General features: G+C 67.5%; 17 protein-coding genes. 11 read left to right on the top strand and 6 right to left on the bottom strand.

Annotated elements, in window-relative coordinates; translation table 11 throughout:
- Positions 1–269 precede the first annotated feature (269 nt).
- Together ACZIYR_RS05745 and ACZIYR_RS05740 are read left to right on the top strand one after the other, a co-directional pair.
- On the top strand, positions 270–887 hold the full coding sequence (locus ACZIYR_RS05745) for a pseudouridine synthase (protein ID WP_473032812.1): 618 nt from the start codon (positions 270–272) through the stop codon (positions 885–887).
- A complete protein-coding gene (locus tag ACZIYR_RS05740; protein WP_483528525.1) occupies positions 884–1,333 on the top strand; it encodes an NUDIX domain-containing protein in 450 nt (149 codons plus the stop codon). Before ACZIYR_RS05745 ends, ACZIYR_RS05740 begins: the two co-directional genes overlap by 4 nt.
- On the opposite strand, the gene ACZIYR_RS05735 is transcribed toward ACZIYR_RS05740, so the two are convergent.
- From ACZIYR_RS05735 to ACZIYR_RS05725, 3 genes are all read right to left on the bottom strand, one after another.
- Positions 1,321–4,332 (bottom strand): efflux RND transporter permease subunit, encoded by a 3,012-nt coding sequence (locus ACZIYR_RS05735; RefSeq protein ID WP_483528524.1) that lies wholly within the window; start codon positions 4,330–4,332, stop codon positions 1,321–1,323. The two genes, ACZIYR_RS05740 and ACZIYR_RS05735, sit on opposite strands and share 13 nt — an antisense overlap.
- A complete protein-coding gene (locus tag ACZIYR_RS05730; RefSeq protein ID WP_483528523.1) occupies positions 4,329–5,396 on the bottom strand; it encodes an efflux RND transporter periplasmic adaptor subunit in 1,068 nt (355 codons plus the stop codon). The genes ACZIYR_RS05735 and ACZIYR_RS05730 overlap by 4 nt, the downstream gene beginning before the upstream one ends.
- A gap of 79 nt (positions 5,397–5,475) precedes the next feature.
- Positions 5,476–6,081, bottom strand: coding sequence for a TetR/AcrR family transcriptional regulator (locus ACZIYR_RS05725; protein WP_483528522.1), 606 nt, complete (start codon positions 6,079–6,081; stop codon positions 5,476–5,478).
- A 136-nt stretch (positions 6,082–6,217) separates the two neighbouring features.
- Between ACZIYR_RS05725 and mnmA the strand changes: the two genes are divergently transcribed.
- The 7 genes from mnmA (at position 6,218) to ACZIYR_RS05690 (ending at position 14,088) form a co-directional block, all read left to right on the top strand.
- Positions 6,218–7,348 (top strand): tRNA 2-thiouridine(34) synthase MnmA, encoded by a 1,131-nt coding sequence (gene mnmA / locus ACZIYR_RS05720; RefSeq protein ID WP_483528521.1) that lies wholly within the window; start codon positions 6,218–6,220, stop codon positions 7,346–7,348.
- Positions 7,345–7,983 (top strand): high frequency lysogenization protein HflD, encoded by a 639-nt coding sequence (hflD, locus tag ACZIYR_RS05715; RefSeq protein ID WP_483528520.1) that lies wholly within the window; start codon positions 7,345–7,347, stop codon positions 7,981–7,983. Before mnmA ends, hflD begins: the two co-directional genes overlap by 4 nt.
- Positions 7,984–8,043: 60 nt before the next feature.
- Positions 8,044–9,408, top strand: coding sequence for an adenylosuccinate lyase (gene purB / locus ACZIYR_RS05710; protein WP_483529050.1), 1,365 nt, complete (start codon positions 8,044–8,046; stop codon positions 9,406–9,408).
- Positions 9,409–9,715: 307 nt separating this feature from the next.
- A complete protein-coding gene (locus ACZIYR_RS05705; protein ID WP_483528519.1) occupies positions 9,716–10,888 on the top strand; it encodes a JmjC domain-containing protein in 1,173 nt (390 codons plus the stop codon).
- 73 nt (positions 10,889–10,961) lie between these two features.
- A complete protein-coding gene (locus ACZIYR_RS05700; protein ID WP_483528518.1) occupies positions 10,962–11,396 on the top strand; it encodes a GNAT family N-acetyltransferase in 435 nt (144 codons plus the stop codon).
- A gap of 389 nt (positions 11,397–11,785) precedes the next feature.
- Positions 11,786–13,381, top strand: a complete 1,596-nt coding sequence (locus tag ACZIYR_RS05695) for an isocitrate lyase (RefSeq protein ID WP_483528517.1) — start codon at positions 11,786–11,788, stop codon at positions 13,379–13,381.
- Between the two features lie 239 nt (positions 13,382–13,620).
- Complete coding sequence (locus tag ACZIYR_RS05690; RefSeq protein WP_473032801.1) at positions 13,621–14,088, top strand: outer membrane lipoprotein; 468 nt, start codon at positions 13,621–13,623, stop codon at positions 14,086–14,088.
- Between the two features lie 92 nt (positions 14,089–14,180).
- Here the strand turns inward: ACZIYR_RS05690 and ACZIYR_RS05685 are convergent, their stop codons facing one another.
- Positions 14,181–14,465: a hypothetical protein gene (locus tag ACZIYR_RS05685; protein ID WP_473032800.1), complete on the bottom strand. Its 285-nt coding sequence runs from the start codon at positions 14,463–14,465 to the stop codon at positions 14,181–14,183.
- Between the two features lie 212 nt (positions 14,466–14,677).
- On the opposite strand from ACZIYR_RS05685, the gene ACZIYR_RS05680 reads away from it, so the two are divergent.
- A complete protein-coding gene (locus ACZIYR_RS05680; RefSeq protein ID WP_473032799.1) occupies positions 14,678–15,160 on the top strand; it encodes an FKBP-type peptidyl-prolyl cis-trans isomerase in 483 nt (160 codons plus the stop codon).
- Positions 15,161–15,229: 69 nt separating this feature from the next.
- On the opposite strand, the gene ACZIYR_RS05675 is transcribed toward ACZIYR_RS05680, so the two are convergent.
- Entirely contained in the window at positions 15,230–17,446 is a 2,217-nt protein-coding gene (locus ACZIYR_RS05675) for an FAD-dependent oxidoreductase (protein ID WP_483528516.1), read from the bottom strand.
- Between the two features lie 145 nt (positions 17,447–17,591).
- Between ACZIYR_RS05675 and msrA the strand changes: the two genes are divergently transcribed.
- Positions 17,592–18,218: a peptide-methionine (S)-S-oxide reductase MsrA gene (gene msrA, locus ACZIYR_RS05670; protein ID WP_483528515.1), complete on the top strand. Its 627-nt coding sequence runs from the start codon at positions 17,592–17,594 to the stop codon at positions 18,216–18,218.
- Here the strand turns inward: msrA and ACZIYR_RS05665 are convergent.
- Positions 18,192–19,391, bottom strand: coding sequence for an MFS transporter (locus ACZIYR_RS05665; protein ID WP_483528514.1), 1,200 nt, complete (start codon positions 19,389–19,391; stop codon positions 18,192–18,194). The two genes, msrA and ACZIYR_RS05665, sit on opposite strands and share 27 nt — an antisense overlap.
- Positions 19,392–19,454: the final 63 nt, after the last annotated feature.

The following is a 19,454-nucleotide window of genomic DNA, read 5'->3' as shown; positions in this document are numbered from 1 at the left end:
TGGCAGGAAACTGGAACGGTTGCGCGCGCTCATGATGTGCGAAACGGGGGTCTCGGCATGCTCCACCTACGGTTCTCTATTTTTCATGGATATGGCAAGGAAGGCGCTTGGCTCCATCCTCGGTGGCGAAGTCACGACAGGCCCCGTAACGACGAGGCCGCTTCCGGCGAGCGAGCGCATTATACCAGCCACCCTGTCTCGGCGTATGATCAATAAGGCTGACACGCCGCCCCCTCCCATCCCGCCCCGCTTGTCGGTAAGCTTGCGCCATGAGCACCCTCTATCTCTTGCACAAGCCTTACCGCATGCTCTCCCAGTTCACCGATGATCAGGGGCGCGCCACCCTGTCCGAGATCATCGATGTGCCCGGGATCTATGCCGCCGGCCGTCTCGACTACGACTCCGAGGGGCTGCTGCTGCTGACCGATGACGGCGACTTGATACACCGCATCAGCGATCCGCGCCACAAGCAGCCCAAGACCTACCGGGTGCAAGTGGAGGGCACGCCCAGCGACGCCGCCCTGCAGGCGCTGCGCCAGGGCGTAGCGCTCAAGGACGGCCTCACCCGCCCCGCCAAGGTGCGTCGCTTGAGCGAGAGCGGCTTGGCAGAGCGCGACCCACCCCTGAATCCCAAGCGCCATCCGGTGACCACCTGGCTGGAGCTGACCCTGCGCGAGGGACGCAATCGCCAGGTCAGGCGGATGACCGCCCACGTCGACCATCCCACTCTGCGCCTGGTGCGCGTTGCCATCGGCCCCTGGCGGCTCGATGGCCTGGCCCCCGGCCAGTGGCGGCGGGAGACCCTGCACGCCCCTTCGCCCCGCACCAAGCCCGGTCACCCCCGGGCAGCGCGCCGGCAACCGGCCGGACGAGGTGGCAAGCGATGAGCCGCTGGACGCCCCGGGTCACCGTCGCCAGCGTGGTCGAGCGCGCCGGCGCCTTCCTGATCGTGGAAGAAGACTGCGGCGGGGCCGAGACGCGGTTCAACCAGCCCGCCGGCCATCTGGAACCCGGCGAGCGCATCCAGGACGCCGCCCTGCGCGAGGTGGCCGAGGAGACCGCCTGGCGGGTCGGCCTCTCCCATTACCTGGGCCTCTACATCTACACGACCCCGGGGGGGCTCACCTTTCACAGTCACGGCTTCTACGGCATGGCCCTGGCCCATCTGGGCACCCCCCTCGACCCGGCGATCCGCGCCGCGCACTGGCTCACCCTGGAGGAGCTGGAAGCGCTGGCGCAGGCCGGCCGGCTGCGAAGCCCCCTGGTGCTACGCCGCATTCGCGACGCCCAGGCCGGCCGGTTCTTCCCCATGGAGGTCATTCACGAGACCTGACGCGCCATCAGCAGCCGATAGAGCGCCGGGATCACCAGGAGGGTCAACAGCGTCGAGGCGAGCAGGCCCGAGATGATCGCCCAGGCCATGGGCGGCCACAGGGTCGACTGGGTCAGGGTCAGCGGCACCAGGCCGGCCACGGTGGTGGCGGTGGTGAGCAGCACCGGCCGGGTGCGTCGGGCCACCGCCGAGACCACGGCCTCGCTCACCGACTCGCCCTGGCGTCGATTGGCGTTCATCAGGTCGATCAGCACGATGGCGTTGTTGACCACGATGCCGACCAGTGCCACCACGCCCAGAATGGCGGTGAAGCCGAACGGTTGACCGGTCAGCCACAGCCCCGGTACCACGCCGATGATCGCCAGCGGCAGCGTGGTCAGCACGATGAACAGCTGGCGGAAGGAGTTGAACTGGGCGAGCAGGAAGACCACCAGCAGCAGGCCGCCGATGGGCAGCGTCTGGAACAGCGCGGTATTGGCATCGCCGGCGGATTCCGCCGCCCCACCGACGCTGTAGCGGGTTCCGGACGGCAGCTCGAGCGCTTCCAGGTGGGGCAGGATCTCGCCCAGCACGCCGTCGTAGGTCCAGCCATCGGCCACCTCGGCCAGCACCACGGTCATGCGCTGAAGGTCACGATGCTGGATCACCGCCGGTCGCCAGGTGGGCGTCAGGGTAGCGATCTCACCGAGCGGCAGCGAACGCCCTTCGGCCGAGGCCAGGCGCAGCCCTTCGAGCCCCTCGAGGGAGAAACGCTCGCCCTCCGGCGCCCGCACCAGCAGCGGGGCCGGGTCGCGCTCGGCCCGCCAGGCGCTGACCTCGATGCCGCGACTGGCAGCCGCCAGGGCCTCGGCCACGTCATGCCGCGAGAGGCCGTACTCGGCGGCGCGGGCATCGTCGGTCTCCACCCGCAGGGTGGCCAGCCCCTCCCCCAGGCGATGCCGCGCATCCCGGGCGCCCTTGGCCTCCCGCACCACGCCGAGAATCTCGCTGGCGACGTCGGCCAGGGCGGCGCGGTCCTCACCGAAGACTCGGATCTCCACCGGCGCCTCCAGCGGCGGCCCCTGCCCCAGCCGGCGCGCCACCACCTCGGCCTCGGGCAGCCACTCAGGCGCCACGGCCCTTACCCAGTCCATCAGCTCGGTCAGGTCGTCGGCACCGTCGGCCTCCACCACCAGACGCGCCAGGTGCGACTGATGCGGCTGCTCGACCAGGTTGTAGTAGAAGCGCGGCCCGCTGAAGCCGGCGAAGCGATGCACCGCCTGCACCGCCGGCCGGGAGGCCAGCTCGGCGGCCAGCACCTCGGCTCGATGGGCGGTGTCGTCCAGGTGAGTGCCCTCGGGAAAGTTGAGGTCGACGACCAGCTGATTGCGATCGGTGTCGGGAAAGAAGTCGTGGTCGAGCAGCGGCAGCATGGCGATGGCGGCCACCAGCAGAGCCCCCGTGCCCGCCAGCACCGCCAGCGGCCAGCGCACGGCGACCCGGCCGACACGCTGGCCGATGGCCTGTAGCCGCTCGTGGCGCACTGCCAGCCGGGGCTTGAGGATACCGGCGGCGAACACCGGCGTGACGAAGACGGCATAGACGTAGCTCACCGCCAGGGTCAGCATCACCATGATGGGAATGGCACGGGTGAAGTCGCCGGTGTCGCCACGGGAAAGCAGCAGCGGCACGAAGGCGGCCAGGGTGGTGCCGGTGGCCGCCAGCAAGGGCGCGGCCAGTTCCCGCACCGAGCGGGTCACGGCCTGGATGGCCGAATGCCCCTGATCGCGGTGGTACTGGATGTTCTCCACCATGACAATGGCGTTGTCCACCAGCATGCCCAGCGCGACCACCATGCCGGCTACGGCGATCTGGTGCAGCACGCCGCCGCCCATGGCGTACAGCGCCAGGGAGGATAGGGTCACCAGCGGCACGATCACCATCACCGCCAGCCCCAGCCGCAGCCCCATGACCAGGAACAGCAGCACCCCGAGAATGGCGACCCCCAGCAGCAGCGAGACGCCCAGCTCCGCCAGGCGTCGCTCCACCCAGCGAGGCTGGTAGAAGGTCTCCTCGATGGCGAGCGGCGCATAGGCGGGACGCAGCTCATCCACCAGGGCGCGCAGCCGTTTGCCGATCCGGACGGCGTTGCCACGGTCGTTGGCGAGCACCACCCCCAGCGCCACCGCCGGGCGGCCGTCGTGCCACATGCGAGCGCTGGCGGGTTCCTGCGGCGCCAGGCTGACGCCGGTGAGTTCGCCGAGGGGCACCCGCTCACCCTGCCGGGTGCGGATCGGCGTGGCGGCGAGCTCCTCCAGGGACCCGAACTCGGTGAGCGGGTCGAGCACCAGGGAGCGTCCCGCCACCGCCAGGGTGCCCCCGGGCGAGGTCAGATTGCGAACGGCGAGCTGATCGCCGAGCGCCCGGGCATCCAGCCCGGTCATCTCGGCCAGCGTATCGTCCCAACCCACCACCACCTGCTGGCCAGGGTCGGCGAGCAGGTCGATACGGGACACCTCCTTGAGCCGGAACAGATCGCGGCGCAGGCGCTTGGCCGCCTCGCGCAGCTCGAGCAGATCGTCCGAGCCGGTCACCGCCAGCACGATGCCGTGGGTATCGGCATCGCGGTCGCTGATCTCCGCCTCGCCCACGCCCTCGGGGAACTGGCGAGCGGCCCGGTTCACGGCAATACGCACCTGCTCCCAGGCGGCATCGGTGTCGTAGACGTGATCGTGCATCTCGATGGTGACGTGGGCCACGCCGAGACGCGCGGTACCGATGATATCGTCGACCTCCTCGACCTGGGCCAGCGCCTCTTCCAGGGGGTTGAGAACCAGCCGCTCGACCTGCTCCGGCTCCGCACCGGGATAGGGCACCAGCACCTGGCCGAAGCGATAGGGAAAGAACGGGTCCTCCTGGCGATCCATCGCCACCCAGGCCGCCAGGCCCAGGAGGGCCAGCAAGATCGTGACGGTCAGGATCAGGCGCTTGTAGCGCAGCGACGCGAGCAGCCAGCTCATGGCAGCACCCTCACCCGCATGCCTTCTTCAAGGCGCCCCTGCCCCGCGGTCACCACCCGGTCGCCCGGCGCCAGCCCCTCGCCGTTCACCGATACCCAGCCGCCGGCCAGGCGCCCCGGGGTGACGGGGGTACGCCGCACCCTGTCGTCATCGTCAAGCGCCAGCACATAGGGCGCGCTGCCGGCGGGGTCGATGACCGCCGACAGGGGCACCTGGAGCATCGGCGACGCCGCAAGCGGCAGCCGCACCAGGACCGGCTCGCCCAGCGCCGGCGCGGGCTCCGAGGCGATGACAACGATCACAGGCACCATGCCCTCATCCGCCCGGCCAATATCGGCGACTCGCCCTGTGAAGCGCCGAGCCGTCATCGAGTTCGTCAGGGTCGCTTCCTGTCCCGTCTCGAGTCGTGCGGCGTGCCTCGCCGGCAAATGCATCGCCACTTCGCGCTGGTCGAGGCCGACCAGGCTGACGACCGGCTGCCCGGGGGCGAGGTAGCCCCCGGGCTCGGCGCGCAGCTCGGCCACCTCGGCGGCAAAGGGCGCTCGCAGGGTCAGCTCTTCGAGCTGGGCCTGCGCCTCGTCGCGCTGGGCCAGAGCCTGTGCGCGGGCCTGCTCGGTCGCCTCGTACTCGGAGCGCAGGCGATCCAGCTCCTCTTCGGCACTGAGGTTGCGTTCGCGCAGGGTGCGGGCACGCGACACGTCGCGCCCGAGCTGGGCCAGGCGGGCGTCCAGCTCACGCACCCGCGCCTCGGCCGCGACAAGCGCCGGCGCCATCGCCGGGTTGTGCAGGGTGGCCAGCACCTCCCCCTGCTCGACCCGCTGACCGCGCACCACGTGTCGCTCGCGCAGCACGCCGCCATGCAGAAAGGCCGAGGCGGCCCGCTCGCTGGCCCGCACCGTGCCGGGAAAGCGATAGCTCTCCTCGTCCGGCGACAGGCGCACCGCTTCGCTTTGCACGCTGGGCAGCGGCGGCTGGATTGCCTCGAGCGGCGCTGGGGACTCACCGCACCCCTGCAGCAGTACCGTGCCAAGCATCAACACCACCGCCAGGCTCACCCTCGCCATCCTCCCCATCGTGCTTACCTCCCATGAAGCGGGCCACCATGGACTGGCCGGCCGGTCAGTTATTCGTGCAAAAAAACGCTCACTCTCGCGGCGTTACGCCTTCCATGAAGATCGTCAGGAAATCCTTCAGGAACGCCTCGTCGTCGCCCATGCCCGGCCAGTGCTGGTGATGACACTTGGCCTCGAACCACTGGGTGCAGCTCATCACGAAGACGGCGATGATATGAGTGGGATTTAGGTCGGAACGCAGCAGGCCGCGCTTCTGGGTCTGGCGAATCCACTCGGCGCCCGCCCCAACGAGCTGATGATCGAGCTCGCTGCAGTGACTGTCCCCCTCCAGGTGGGTCCAGGCGAACAGCCGTACCACGCCGGGGTTGTCCCGCAGGAAGTGGAAATAGGCCTCCACGGAGCGGCGCAACAGCAGCGCATCCGGCTCTCCGGCCTCTTCGAACAAGGCCATCTGGGCCGCGAAATAGCGCTCAAAGGCACGGTCCTTGACCACTCCCCACAGCTGCTCCTTGCTGCCGAAATGGTGGTGGATCAGGCTCTTGGTGACGCCCGCTGAGCGTGCCAGCTCGCTGAGCTTGACGGCGGAGAAGCCCTGCTCGACGAACAGCGCCTCGGCCGCGTCGAGAATACGGGCGCGGGTCAGCTCGGGGTCGCGGGTCTGAATTTTCTGAGTCATGCGGCAAGCGTAATGCTAACTGGCCGGCCGGTCAATTACCCTGCGCGCAGCCGACACGCCCCCACAGGATGAAGCAACACCTCGACCTGGGGTATAATCCCCGGCCATTTGTGATCCACCGATCCCGAGAGCGCCCATGACCGCCACCCCAGGCAAGGTGATCGTCGGCATGTCCGGCGGCGTCGACTCCTCCGTCTCCGCCCTGCTGCTGCTGGAGCAGGGCTACCGGGTCGAAGGCCTGTTCATGAAGAACTGGGACGAGGACGACGGCACCGAGTACTGCACCGCCAAGGCCGACCTGGCCGATGCCGAGGCCGTGTGCGAGAAGCTCGGCATCAAGCTGCATACCGCCAACTTCGCTGCCGAGTACTGGGACAACGTCTTCGAGCACTTCCTGGCCGAGTACAAGGCCGGGCGCACGCCCAATCCGGACATCCTCTGCAACCGGGAAATCAAGTTCAAGGTGTTCCTGGAGTACGCCGAGATGCTCGGCGCCGAGAGGATCGCCACCGGGCACTATGTGCGTCAGGGCGAGAGGCTCGGTGAGCTGGACGGCGAGACCCGGCCGCGCCTGCTCAAGGGGCTCGACGCCAACAAGGACCAGAGCTACTTCCTGCACGCCGTGCCCGAGGCCGCCATCGCCCGCACGCTGTTCCCGGTGGGCGAACTGGAGAAACCGGAGGTGCGGGCGCTGGCCGAGCGTCACGGCCTTGCCACCGCCCGCAAGAAGGACTCCACCGGCATCTGTTTCATCGGCGAGCGGCGCTTCCGCGATTTTCTTCAGCAGTACCTGCCCGCCCAGCCCGGCACCATCGAGACGCCCGACGGCGAGGTCATCGGCGAGCACATGGGGCTGATGTACTACACCTTGGGGCAGCGTCAGGGGCTCGGCATCGGCGGCCTGCCCCACCATCCCGAAGCGCCCTGGTACGTGGCCGCCAAGGACCTCGAGCGCAACGTGCTGGTCGCTGTGCAGGGCAAGCATCATCCCCTGCTCTATACCGACAGCCTGGCCACCGAGGCCATGGACTGGGTGGCCGGCAAGCCCCCGGCGGCCCGGGCCCGACTCACCGCCAAGACCCGCTATCGCCAGTCCGACGTGCCCTGCACGCTTCGCACGCGGGAGGATGGCGGCGTGGAGGTGGTGTTCGATGCCCCTCAGCGGGCCGTCACCCCCGGCCAGTCGCTGGTGCTCTACGACGGCGACATCTGCCTCGGCGGCGGCGTGATTCGTGACACCTGGAACGCCAAGGAGCGCGCCGCATGACCGCAACCCCGATCCACCGCGTGCCGGACTCTCCGACCGCCCGCCAGGCCCTGGCGCTGGCCGGGGTCTTCCAGGCCGCCAGCCTGGTCGATGAACTGGCTCGCACCGGCCAGGTCGATTCGCGCGCCTGGGAGACCCTGATCCACGCCACCCTGGACACCAATCCGGAGAGCTTCGAGGCGATCTACGGCGGCCACCCCAACAACCTGCGCCGCGGCCTCGAGGTGCTGGAGGCGGTGGTGGGTCGTAAGCAGGCCAACCCGGTGGTGCTGCGCTACGGCTTCTCGCTGCTGCTGCTGATGAACAAGCTGCGCGGCAACGACGAGATGATGGCCGGCCTGGGGCAGCGCCTGACGCGCATCCAGGGCCAGGCCGAGCACTTCGACGCCACCCACGAGAACGTCATCGCCAGCCTCGGCGAGGCCTATCAGGAGACCCTCTCCACCTTCAAGACCCGTATCGTGGTGCAGGGGGACCCCTCGCTGCTGCAGAGCCGCATGATGCCCGAACGGGTGCGCGCCATCCTGCTCGCCGGCATCCGCTTCGCGCTGCTCTGGCACCAGCAGGGCGGCCGGCGCTGGAAACTGGTGTTCCAGCGCGGCGCCTTGAAGAAGGCCCTGGATCAGATCGGCTGACCCTTGCCACTGCCCACTTTTCAGACACAGAACCGGACACTCCACATGCAAGCCGCTCCCCTGCCCCTCACCGCCCTGACCGCCCTCTCCCCCGTCGACGGCCGCTACGCCGCCAAGGCCGAGTCGCTGCGCGAGCACTTCAGCGAATTCGGCCTGATCCGCGCCCGGGTCATCGTCGAGATCCGCTGGCTGCAGCGACTCGCCGGGCTGGCCGGCGTCACCGAGGTGCCGCCGCTCTCCGCCGAGGCCACCGCCTTTCTCGAGGCGCTGATCCGCGACTTCTCGCTGGAAGACGCCGAGCGCATCAAGACCATCGAGCGCACCACCAACCACGACGTCAAGGCGGTGGAGTACTTCCTCAAGGAGAAGATCGAGGCCCAGCCGGAGCTGCACGCTATCACCGAGTTCGTGCACTTCGCCTGCACCAGCGAGGACATCAACAACCTCTCTCACGGGGTAATGCTCAGCGACGGCCTGAAGAGTCTGCTGCCGGTGATGCACCGGGTAGCGGACGCCATCGCCGAGCTGGCCCGGGAGCACGCCGAGCTACCGATGCTCTCGCGCACCCACGGCCAGACGGCGAGCCCCACCACGCTCGGCAAGGAGATGGCCAACGTCGCCTATCGTCTGCGTCGTCAGCTCAAGCTGATCGAAGGGGTGGAGATCCTCGGCAAGATCAACGGTGCCGTGGGCAACTACAATGCGCATCTCGCCACCTACCCGGAGGTGGACTGGGAGGCCAACGCCCGCACCTTCGTCGAGGGCCTGGGGCTCACCTTCAACCCCTACACCACCCAGATCGAGCCCCACGACTATATCGCTGAGCTGTTCGACGCCGTGTGTCGCTTCAACACCATCCTGATCGACTTCGACCGGGACGTCTGGGGCTACATCTCGCTGGGCTACTTCAAGCAGAAGACCGTCGAGGGCGAGATCGGCTCCTCCACCATGCCCCACAAGGTCAACCCCATCGACTTCGAGAACTCCGAGGGCAACCTGGGGCTCTCCAACGCCATCCTCGGCCACCTGGCCCAGAAGCTGCCGATATCGCGCTGGCAGCGCGACCTCACCGACTCCACGGTGCTGCGCAACCTGGGCGTGGGCCTGGCCTACGGCCTGATCGCCTATGAGGCGTCACTCAAGGGCATCGGCAAGCTCGAAGCCAACCCGGCGCGCCTGGCCGAGGATCTGGACGCCAGCTGGGAGGTGCTCGCCGAGCCGATCCAGACGGTGATGCGCCGCTACGGCATCGAGAAGCCCTACGAGAAGCTCAAGGAGCTGACTCGCGGCAAGCGCATCGACCAGGCCGGCTTCGCCGCCTTCATCGATACCCTCGAGCTGCCGGAAACGGTCAAGACCGAGCTCAAGGCGCTGAGCCCCGCCAGCTATATCGGCAACGCCGTCGAGCAGGCGAAAAAGCTTTAAGCAGCAAGCTGGAAGGACGGCCACCATCAAGGTGAGCGGCGCCGGGGACAGGCCTGAAGAGGGTCCGATTCCAGGAGTGAGGAGCACTGCTCCGAACGGGCTGGCCATGGATGGCCAGCACCGGCCCTGCATGCGAAGCAGGATGCGAGAGCGAAGCAGGGAATCGTTAGCATACAGGGAAGTATTTACAGCGCCCTCGCACAGGCCTGTCGCCTGAACAGCCGCGACTCGAAGCCACGATGACAAGCCGCGTCTCGAAGCCCTTACACGCCCCCAAGCCTCAACCGTTCGACACGAGGTGGTACCCATGTCTCCCGATACCCCCCTATCGTTACTCGGAGGCCTGAGTGCCGCCGAGTTTCTGCGCGACTACTGGCAGCGCCGGCCGCTGCTGATCCGAGGCGCCTTTCCCGACTTCGAGAACCCGCTGGACCCCGACGAGCTGGCGGGACTCGCCTGCGAGGAGGGCGTCGAGGCGCGTATCGTCGAGGAGCACGGCAAGGACGGCCTCTGGCAGGTCAGCCACGGCCCCTTCGACGAGCGCACCTTCGCCGAGCTGCCCGAGCGTGACTGGACCCTGCTGGTGCAGGCCGTGGACCACTATGTCCCCGAGGTGGCCGAGCTGCTCGAGCATTTCGCCTTCCTGCCGCGCTGGCGGCTCGACGACATCATGATCAGCTACGCCCCGCCGGGGGGCAGCGTCGGCCCCCACGTCGACCAGTACGACGTCTTCCTGCTCCAGGGCATGGGCCAACGCCGCTGGCAGCTGGGCGGCAAGGTGGCCGACGACGCCCCCATCATCGCCGGCATCGACCTGCGCATCCTCGAGCGCTTCGAGGTGACCCCCGGCGACGACTGGGTGCTCGAACCCGGCGACATGCTCTACCTGCCGCCCGGCTGGGCCCACCACGGCGTCAGCCAGTCCGACGACTGCCTGACCCTCTCGGTGGGCTTTCGCGCCCCCTCCGCCGACGAGGCGATCACCTCCTTCGCCGACTACCTCGGCGAACAGCTGCCCGCCTCGCTGCGCTACGCCGATGCCGGCATAGCACCACCCCACGACCCCGCCGAACTCGATGACGCGGCCCTGGCACGCATGCGAGCGCTGATCCTCGAGACGCTGGACGACCCGGCCCAGCTGGCCCAGTGGTTCGGCCGGGTGATGACCCAGCCCAAGTACGTGGACCAGCTGGTACCGAGCGAGACCCCCACCGCCCCCGACGAGCTTGTCGCTGAACTACAGGACGGCGCCGAGCTGGTCAGAACCGCCGGCTCACGCTTCGCCTGGCGTACCCTGGACGACGAGCGCGCCACCCTGTTCGCCGATGGCGATGGCCTCGACTGCCCCCTGCCGCTGGCGCGCCTGATCGCCTCCGATGCACCGCTGGATACCGAGGCATTGGCCCTGCCCGGCGCCTCCGAGCTGCTGGCCGCCCTGCTCGACGCCGGCAGCCTGGCCTGGGACGAGGGAGAAGAGTAGGGGCGAGGGGCGAGGGGCGAGGGGCGAGGGGCGAGGGGCGAGGGGCGGCCATGATCAAGCAGAGGGCGAGAGCATGAAAGAGACATCGCTGGAGATCCGCGAGGGGAGCTGGGAGGCGCTCGGCAGCGAGGCCACGGAGATCCGTCGACTCGTCTTCATCGAGGAGCAGCGGGTGCCGAAGGAGGAGGAGTGGGACGGCCGCGACGGCGAATGCCACCACTTCCTGGCCCTGCTGGAGGGCCGGCCGGTGGGCACCGCCCGACTGCTTCCGGATGCCCATATCGGCCGGGTAGCGGTTCTTCCCGAAGCCCGTGGCCTGGGCATCGGGGTGGCGCTGATGCGCGCCGCCATCGAGGCGGCGCGACGCCAAGGTCACGACGCCGTCGAGCTCGCCGCCCAGATCCACGCCCTGGCCTTCTACGAAAACCTCGGTTTCGAATCCTATGGCGAGTGCTTCATGGACGCCGGGATTTTGCACCGCAATATGCGCCTTCAGCTAACGTCTTGAGCCGCGCGCACTCTCGTCTCACACGGAAATCGACTACAGGATCATCCTGCCTCCCCACCGCCCTGTAGTCGAGCTACAACCCTCTCTCCCCCCAAGTGTCAATTGTGGAACCCCATAGCCATGGGCCATAGTGACAACAAGACGAGGTTAAAACGATTGTTCGGTAATCGATTCTCGGCAATCTTCCGCAAGCGTTTTGATCTCGATACTGGTTCGACCAAGGCCGTAAAGACTTATGCACCGTCCTGGTAGAACCTGGCATCACTTCGCAGGCGCAGCATGACCGGCGACACGCCCGTCGATGCCGCAGGCGACCGGCAGGCCAGCAGTGCGCCGCAGCGCGGCGGCCCAAGGCTGACGACTACACCTCAGATCGGAAGGATGGTTCCATGTCATACAAAGACGATATCAAGGCACTGGCTCAACTGCGTGAAGCCCAGCAGGGCAAATGGGCCGACATCAGCCCCGAGAACGCCGCCCGTCTGCGTGCCCAGAACCGCTTCAAGACCGGCCTGGACATCGCCAAGTACACCGCCAAGATCATGCGCGACGACATGGCCGCCTATGACGCCGACACCGCCCAGTACACCCAGTCGCTGGGCTGCTGGCACGGCTTCATCGGCCAGCAGAAGATGATCTCCATCAAGAAGCACTTCGGCGAGACCAAGCGCCGCTACCTCTACCTCTCCGGCTGGATGGTCGCCGCCCTGCGCAGCGAATTCGGCCCGCTGCCCGACCAGTCCATGCACGAGAAAACCACCGTGCCGAGCCTGATCGAGGAGCTCTACACCTTCCTGCGCCAGGCCGACGCCTGGGAGCTGAACCACCTGTTCCGCGACCTGGAAGCGGCTCAGAAGGCGGGTGACACTGCCAAGGCGGAAGAGCTGATCGCCAAGATCGATAATCATGAGACCCATGTGGTGCCGATCATCGCCGACATCGACGCCGGGTTCGGCAACGCCGAGGCCACCTACCTGCTGGCCAAGAAGATGATCGAGGCGGGCGCCTGCTGCATCCAGATCGAGAACCAGGTCTCCGACGAGAAGCAGTGCGGCCACCAGGACGGCAAGGTCACCGTGCCCCACGAGGATTTCCTGGCCAAGATCAACGCCGTGCGCTATGCCTTCCTGGAACTGGGCGTGGACGATGGTGTCATCGTCGCCCGCACCGACTCCCTGGGCGCCGGCCTGACCCAGAAGATCGCCGTCACCAACGAGCCGGGTGACTTGGGCGACCAGTACAACAGCTTCCTGGACGGCGACGAGATCACCTCGGCTTCCGACATCGACAACGGCGACGTGGTGATCAAGCAGAACGGCAAGCTGGTCAAGGTCAAGCGCCTGGCCTCCGGCCTCTACCAGTTCAAGCCGGGCACCGGTGAAGACCGCGTGGTGCTGGACTGCATCACCAGCCTGCAGAACGGCGCCGATCTGCTGTGGATCGAGACCGAGAAGCCCCACGTCGGCCAGATCGCCGGCATGGTCAACCGCATCCGCGAGGTCTGCCCGGACGCCAAGCTGGTCTACAACAACTCGCCCTCCTTCAACTGGACCCTGAACTTCCGCCAGCAGGTGTTCGACGCCTGGCAGCAGGAAGGCAAGGATGTCAGCGAGTACGACCGTGCCGACCTGATGAACGAGAAGTATGACAGCACCGAGCTGGCGGCCCTGGCCGACGAGTGGACGCGCAACTTCCAGCGCGACGCCGCCCGCGAGGCCGGCATCTTCCACCACCTGATCACGCTGCCGACCTACCACACTGCCGCGCTGTCCACCGACAACCTAGCCAAGGGCTACTTCGGCGACGAGGGCATGCTGGCCTACGTGGCAGGCGTCCAGCGCCGCGAGATCCGCGAGGGCATCGCCACCGTCAAGCACCAGGACATGGCCGGCTCCAACATCGGCGACGACCACAAGGAGTTCTTCCACGGCGACGCGGCCCTCAAGGCCGGTGGCAAGGACAACACCATGAACCAGTTTGGCTGACATGGCCTAGCGGTAGAACGACTGGAACCCTTGGGGAGGCGCAGGCCTCCCCCTTTTTTGTCTGGGCAGCTTGCACATTGTTTGTCGGCTTGGCCACTACACTGAAGGCACCCAAACGCCGCAGGCTGGTCAAACTCTGCATGACTGGTTAAGCTGATTAACAAACAGCGTTCCGTTATCTAATGCCGTTGCCTTACCCTGCCCTGGGCAGCATCGGCTCCATGCTCCAGGAGGTTTTCATGAAGCGTCTACTCCCCGTGCTGGCCGTTGGCCTGCTGACCCTGGCCGGCTGTGCCAACACCGCCCCCTTCGGTGGCGATGTCTATCGTGGTAGCCAGGCCCAGACCGGCCAGCAGGTCACCTTCGGCACCATCACCGCCCTTCGTCAGGTGCAGATCCAGGCCGACAGCCGCCTGGGCGGTGCCATCGGCACCGGGGGCGGCGCGGTGATCGGTGGCCTGCTGGGCAGCCAGGTAGGCGGTGGCTCCGGGCGTCAGCTGGCCACTGCCGCCGGTGTCATCGGCGGTGCCGTGGCCGGCAGCGCCATCGAGGAATCCGCCAACCGCGTGGCTGCCTGGGAAATGGAGATTCGCCGTGACGACGGCCAGAACATCGTGGTGGTCCAGAAGGCTGACCGCCAGTTCCAGACCGGCCAGCGCGTCCGCATGATCGGCAGCGGCAACAACCTTACCGTCGCACCCTACTGAGCACCGTCGTTCACGCCAGCCATGAACCAGAAGGCCCGCGGCGAATGCCGCGGGCCTTTTGATGTGGGGAGTCGGTGAGCGCCTGGGACGGCTCAGTGAAAGTTCGTCCGATCCATTGCCCAGTTGGCGAGCTTCTTGCCGACCAGCGCCACGAGGCCAATCAGGATCACGGTCAGCAGGATATCCACCGGGCGCACCAGGGTAGTGGCGCCCAGCACGCCCAGCGCCAGGCTCCACACCAGCCGATTGTCGCCGTGGGACTTCATCACCGCCGGCAACATCTTGTCGACACCGCGGCTGACACTGCTCTCCCAGCGGGTGTAGCAGAAGAAAACGATTGCGGCGAAAGCGATCAGCCAAAGCACAATCTCGATCATGGGACTCTCCATGGAAGGGTTGAGGGAAGCATTGCGAAAAATCGAATCCCGCTAGGGTAGCCGCAGGCCCTCGGTGGCGCAACCGCGCCAAAAGGCGTGAATATCCCTCAGGAGCCGCCGCGGGAATCCTGAAAATTCTCGCATCCCCCTGACAGGCCCCGGGGCGGCACGTTACCATGCTCTCTTACATGCACTCACCGAAAGGTTCATCAATGCAGATTGCGCAGAATTCCGTTGTCGCGTTCCACTACACCCTGACCAACGACGCAGGTGAAGTGCTGGACAGCTCGGAAGGCCGCCAGCCGCTGACCTACCTGCACGGCGCCGGCAACATCATTCCGGGCCTTGAAAAAGAGCTGGAGGGCCACGAAGCGGGCGAGAAGCTTAACGTCTCCGTGTCACCGGAAGAAGGCTACGGCGAGGTGCAGCCGCAGCTGGTGCAGGAAGTCCCGCGTGATGCCTTCCAGGGCGTCGAGTCCGTGGAGCCCGGCATGCAGTTCCAGGCCCAGACCCAGGGCGGCCCGCTGATGGTCACCGTGACCCAGGTGGAAGGCGATACCGTTACCGTCGACGGCAACCATCCGCTGGCCGGTCAGAAGCTCAACTTCGACGTCGAGATCGCCGAGGTGCGCGAAGCCAGCCAGGAAGAGATCGAGCATGGCCACGTGCACGGCGAGGGCGGCGTCGAGCACTGAGCCGCCGGCCCGGTCCACGAGTCACCCAGGGGGCAGCCATCGGCTGCCCCCTTTCTGTTGGCCTTCCGCTCAGCTACGAGCCGCTGACCGGTGCGGCTGCACTCCACGCTGGCGACGCCCGCGCCGGCGCCAGGCGAAGTAGCGCACCAGCCAGCCCAGCAGCCGTTCGGGCTTGTGGGCATTTTTCCACACCCCGGCCGTGGCCTTGACCGCCTCGGACCAGGTCGGATAGGGGTGAACGGTGCCCAGCAGCTTGTTGAGACCGATCCCGTGGGTCATGGCCAGGGTGAACTCGGCCAGCATCTCGCCGGCAGCGTGGCCGACGATGGCGGCCCCCAGGATGCGGTCCTTGCCGGGCACCGTCAGCACCTTGATGAAGCCTTCGGTCTGCCCTTCCGCAATGGCGCGATCCAGCTCGGCCAGCGCATAGCGGGTCACCTCATAGTCGATGCCTTGCTCGCGCGCCTCCCGCTCGTTGAGTCCCACCCGGGCCACTTCCGGGTCGGTAAAGGTCACCGCCGGCAGTGCCCGGTAGCCGACCCGGAACCGCTTCAACTCGCCGAACAGGGCGTTGACCGTGGCATGCCAGGCCTGGTGGGCGCTGGCGTGGGTCAGCTGGAAGGGACCCGCCACGTCGCCGCAGGCCCAGACATTGGGCAGCACGCTCTGCAGGGTCTCGTCCACCGCCAGGGTGCCGTCATCGCGGGTCTCGACGCCCAGCGCCTCCAGCCCCATGCCGGTCACGTTGGCCTGGCGCCCCACCGCCACCAGCAGGCGGTCGAAAGCGAGTCGCTCCTCTCTCGGTTCGCCGGCGGGGCTGCGCCCCTCCACGACCAGCTCACCGGCGCCGCCCTCGCCGGCCTCGACCCGCAGCGCGCGGGTCTCCAGCCACAGCGAAAGCCCCTCGGCTTCCAGGCGGCGGCGCAGCGCCTCGGCCACCTCTTCATCCTCTCGGGGCAGCAGCTGGCTGCCCATCTCCACCAGGCTGACCCGGCTGCCCAGACGGGCGAAACTCTGCCCCAGCTCGCAGCCGATGGGGCCGCCACCCAGCACGATCAGCCGCCCCGGCAAGCTCTCCAGCTGCCAGAGGTTGTCCGAGGTGAGCACCTCGACGGCCTCCATACCGGGCAGTGACGGCAGCCGCGGCCGGGCCCCACTGGCAATGATCACATGACGGGTGGTGACCAGGCGCGAGGCACCGCTCGCATCGGTCACGCGCACCCGCCAGGGATCCTCGAGCACCGCCGAGCCGCCCATTACCTCCACGCCCAGCCCTTCATAGCGTTCACGACTGTCGTGAGGCTCCACCTCACGGATGGCGCCCTGTACATGGGCCATCACGGTGGGGAAGTCCACCCGGGGCTCCCCGGCCTGGATACCGAATCGTCCGGCGCCGCGCACCTCGTTGACCAGACGTGCCGCCCGAATCAGCGCCTTGGAGGGCACGCAGCCGGTATTGAGACAGTCACCGCCCAGCCGGTCGCGCTCGACCAGCGCCACCTTCGCCTTCACCGCCGCCGCGATATAGCTGGCAACCAGCCCCGCCGAGCCGCCGCCGATCACCACGATGTCGTGCTCGAAAGCGTCGGGACGGTCATAGCGCTTGGCCAACCGGCGGCGCTTGGCCAGCGCCACCCCGGCCCTGGCCAGCCAGGGGAAGAGGCCAATCAGCACGAAGGAGCCGATCAGTCCCGGCGAGAGAATGCCGGAGAGCGACTCCAGGTTGCCCAGCTCACGGCCGGCATTCACGAACACTGCCGTCCCCGGCAGCATGCCCAGCTGACTGACCCAGTAAAAGGTCCACAGCCGCATCCGCGTCAGCCCCAGCACCAGGTTGATGACAAAGAAGGGAAACAGCGGGATCAGCCGCAGGGTGAAGAGGTAGAAGGCGCCTTCCCGCCGAATGCCGGCGTTGATACGCTCGAGCTGGGGAGCGAAGCGCCGCTCCAGCGGCCCCCGCGCCAGGGTCCGGGCAATCAGCGCGGCCAGGGTCGCGCCCAGGGCACTGGCGAAGGAGATGATCAACAGACCCCAGCCCAGCCCGAACAGCGCCCCGCCCAGTACCGTCATCAGGGTGGCACCGGGCAGCGAGAGCGCCGCCATGACCACGTAGAGAATGAAGAAACCGCCGACCACCGTAACGGGGTCGTCGGCCAGCCAGGCCTGGAAGCGAGCCTGCTCGTCCTTGAGATTGCTCAGGGTCAGCGCCTGATCGGCCCCGCTGAGGAAGAAGGCCGCCACGGCCAGGGCAATGATCGCCGCCAGAAACAGACGTCGCTTGGTCACGTAATTCACTCCTTGTTGACGCCGCGTCGCGGACGTCCGGTCGTTGAGGTCCCCTTGCGTCGGCGCCCTGCCGCTATCCTTACAGGGGGAACCCGAACCGCTTGACACCATCAAAACTACCACCTTTGCCCAACGAGGACTGCCCATGGCCCGCATATCCTGGAGTCTCGCCCTGCTGCTCTCGCTGGGGCTGGCCGACGCCGCCGCAGACGAGACGAGCGCCCCCGCCCAGGCGATATTCGGCGGTGGCTGTTTCTGGTGCGTTGAGGAGGCCTTCGACCAGGTGCCCGGCGTGCTGGCCACTACCTCGGGCTTCAGCGGCGGGCACGTCGAGAACCCCAGCTACAATCAGGTCGTGGCGGGCGGCACCGGGCACGCCGAGGTGGTCAAGGTGGAATACGACCCCGAGCGCGTCGACTACGAGACCCTGCTCTACGTGTTCTGGCGCAATATCGATCCCTTCGCGGTGAATCGCCAGTTCTGCGATGCCGGCGAGGCCTATCGCAGCGCGATCTTCTACACCGGCGACGACGAACGCGCCCTGGCCGAGGCCACCCGCACTGCGCTGGCCGAGCGCTTCGAACGCGATATCGCCACCGAGATCAACGCCTTCGAGGCCTTCTACCCGGCCGAGGAGTATCACCAGGATTACTATCGCAAGAACCCGGTGCGCTACCAGTACTACAAGGCGGCCTGCGGCCGCGAGCGTCGGCTGGAAGCCGTGTGGGGCGACGAAGCCGGCGGCCTAGACCGGCTGCGCGCGCGCCATTGAGCGCTCGCCGTGCCATAGCCAGGCGGCGATGCCCAGGGTCACTCCCAGCAGCAGCCAGGAGGCCAGCGCCACCCCCGGCCAGCCGCCCCACTGCCAGAACGGTTCCAGCCAGGCGCTGCCAAGACTCGCCCCCAGGTAATAGAACACCAGGTAGAGCGCCGAGGCGCTGCCCCTGGCCCGCTGTGCATGACGCCCCACCCAGCTGGAGGCCATGGAGTGGGCGAGGAAGAAACCGAAGGCGTTGACGGTCAGCCCGATGAGGATCCAGACAAGCGATGCCGACAGCGTGATCAGGGTGCCCCCCATCAGGATCAGGATCCCCAGCATCATGCACGCCGGCTGCCCAATTCGGGCGGCCAGCCGCCCGGAGAGCGTTGAGCCCAGGGTACCGCCCAGGTAGGTCAGGAAAATCAGCCCCAGCCAGCGGGTCCCCAGGCCGAAGGGGGCCTCGGCCAGGCGAAAGGTGATGTAGCTGTACTGATTGATGAAGATCAGGAAGTTGATGCCGCCCAGCAGGTAGGCGGCCAGCAGCAGCGGATGGCGCAGATGCCCGCCCAGGTCGGCCAGCGCGCCGCGCAGCTCGAAACGCCGCGGCGTGAACGCCTGGGCGCTGGGCAGCAGCTTCCAGAACAGCACCACGCCCACCAGCGTGACCAGCCCCACGGAGAGAAAGCCCGCCGAGGCACCGCCCCACTCCCCCGCCGCACCGCCGATCAGGCGTCCGCCGATGCCGCCCAGGGTATTGGCACCGATATAGAGCCCCACCGCGGTGAGCAGGGCCGGCCGCTCGAACTCGTCGCCCATCCAGGCGATGGCTACCGCCGGTAGCCCGCCCAGCAGGAATCCCTGCAGCAAGCGGAGCGCCAACAGGCTTTCGAAGTTGGGGGCAAAGGCGAGCGCTAGCGAGCAGAGCCCCGTTGCCAGCAGGGTGATGCGCATGATGGCCCCGCGGCCAATGGCATCCGACAGCGGCCCAAAGACCAACAGCGCCGCGGCCAGGGCCAGGGTCGACACCGACATGATCAGACTCACGCCCAGCGTCGAGACCCCATAGACCTCGCGCAGCGCCGGCAGCAGCGGCTGCGGCGCATAGAGATTGATGAAAACCAGAAAGGAGCCCAGACAAAGGGCCAGGGTGGCGCGCCACCAGGCGCGGGTATTTGCTTCGATCATCGTGCCCTCCTCTTGGAAAACACTGCACAAATATCTGCGCGGGCAAATCGCTGCGTTGCGCGG

The sequence above is a fragment of the Billgrantia sp. NRB1 genome, from assembly GCF_056921725.1.
The sequence above is the reverse complement of the archived record's forward strand: the minus strand, read 5'-3'. Positions and strand labels throughout refer to the sequence as shown.

Excerpts from the sequence above, each read along its gene's own strand:
- ACZIYR_RS05745 (WP_473032812.1), top strand. The coding sequence starts at position 270 with ATGAGCACCCTCTATCTCTTGCACAAGCCTTACCGCATGCTCTCCCAG.
- ACZIYR_RS05740 (WP_483528525.1), top strand. The coding sequence starts at position 884 with ATGAGCCGCTGGACGCCCCGGGTCACCGTCGCCAGCGTGGTCGAGCGC.
- ACZIYR_RS05735 (WP_483528524.1), bottom strand. The coding sequence starts at position 4,332 with ATGAGCTGGCTGCTCGCGTCGCTGCGCTACAAGCGCCTGATCCTGACC.
- ACZIYR_RS05730 (WP_483528523.1), bottom strand. The coding sequence starts at position 5,396 with ATGGCGAGGGTGAGCCTGGCGGTGGTGTTGATGCTTGGCACGGTACTG.
- ACZIYR_RS05725 (WP_483528522.1), bottom strand. The coding sequence starts at position 6,081 with ATGACTCAGAAAATTCAGACCCGCGACCCCGAGCTGACCCGCGCCCGT.
- mnmA (WP_483528521.1), top strand. The coding sequence starts at position 6,218 with ATGACCGCCACCCCAGGCAAGGTGATCGTCGGCATGTCCGGCGGCGTC.
- hflD (WP_483528520.1), top strand. The coding sequence starts at position 7,345 with ATGACCGCAACCCCGATCCACCGCGTGCCGGACTCTCCGACCGCCCGC.
- ACZIYR_RS05705 (WP_483528519.1), top strand. The coding sequence starts at position 9,716 with ATGTCTCCCGATACCCCCCTATCGTTACTCGGAGGCCTGAGTGCCGCC.
- ACZIYR_RS05700 (WP_483528518.1), top strand. The coding sequence starts at position 10,962 with ATGAAAGAGACATCGCTGGAGATCCGCGAGGGGAGCTGGGAGGCGCTC.
- ACZIYR_RS05695 (WP_483528517.1), top strand. The coding sequence starts at position 11,786 with ATGTCATACAAAGACGATATCAAGGCACTGGCTCAACTGCGTGAAGCC.
- ACZIYR_RS05690 (WP_473032801.1), top strand. The coding sequence starts at position 13,621 with ATGAAGCGTCTACTCCCCGTGCTGGCCGTTGGCCTGCTGACCCTGGCC.
- ACZIYR_RS05685 (WP_473032800.1), bottom strand. The coding sequence starts at position 14,465 with ATGATCGAGATTGTGCTTTGGCTGATCGCTTTCGCCGCAATCGTTTTC.
- ACZIYR_RS05680 (WP_473032799.1), top strand. The coding sequence starts at position 14,678 with ATGCAGATTGCGCAGAATTCCGTTGTCGCGTTCCACTACACCCTGACC.
- msrA (WP_483528515.1), top strand. The coding sequence starts at position 17,592 with ATGGCCCGCATATCCTGGAGTCTCGCCCTGCTGCTCTCGCTGGGGCTG.
- ACZIYR_RS05665 (WP_483528514.1), bottom strand. The coding sequence starts at position 19,391 with ATGATCGAAGCAAATACCCGCGCCTGGTGGCGCGCCACCCTGGCCCTT.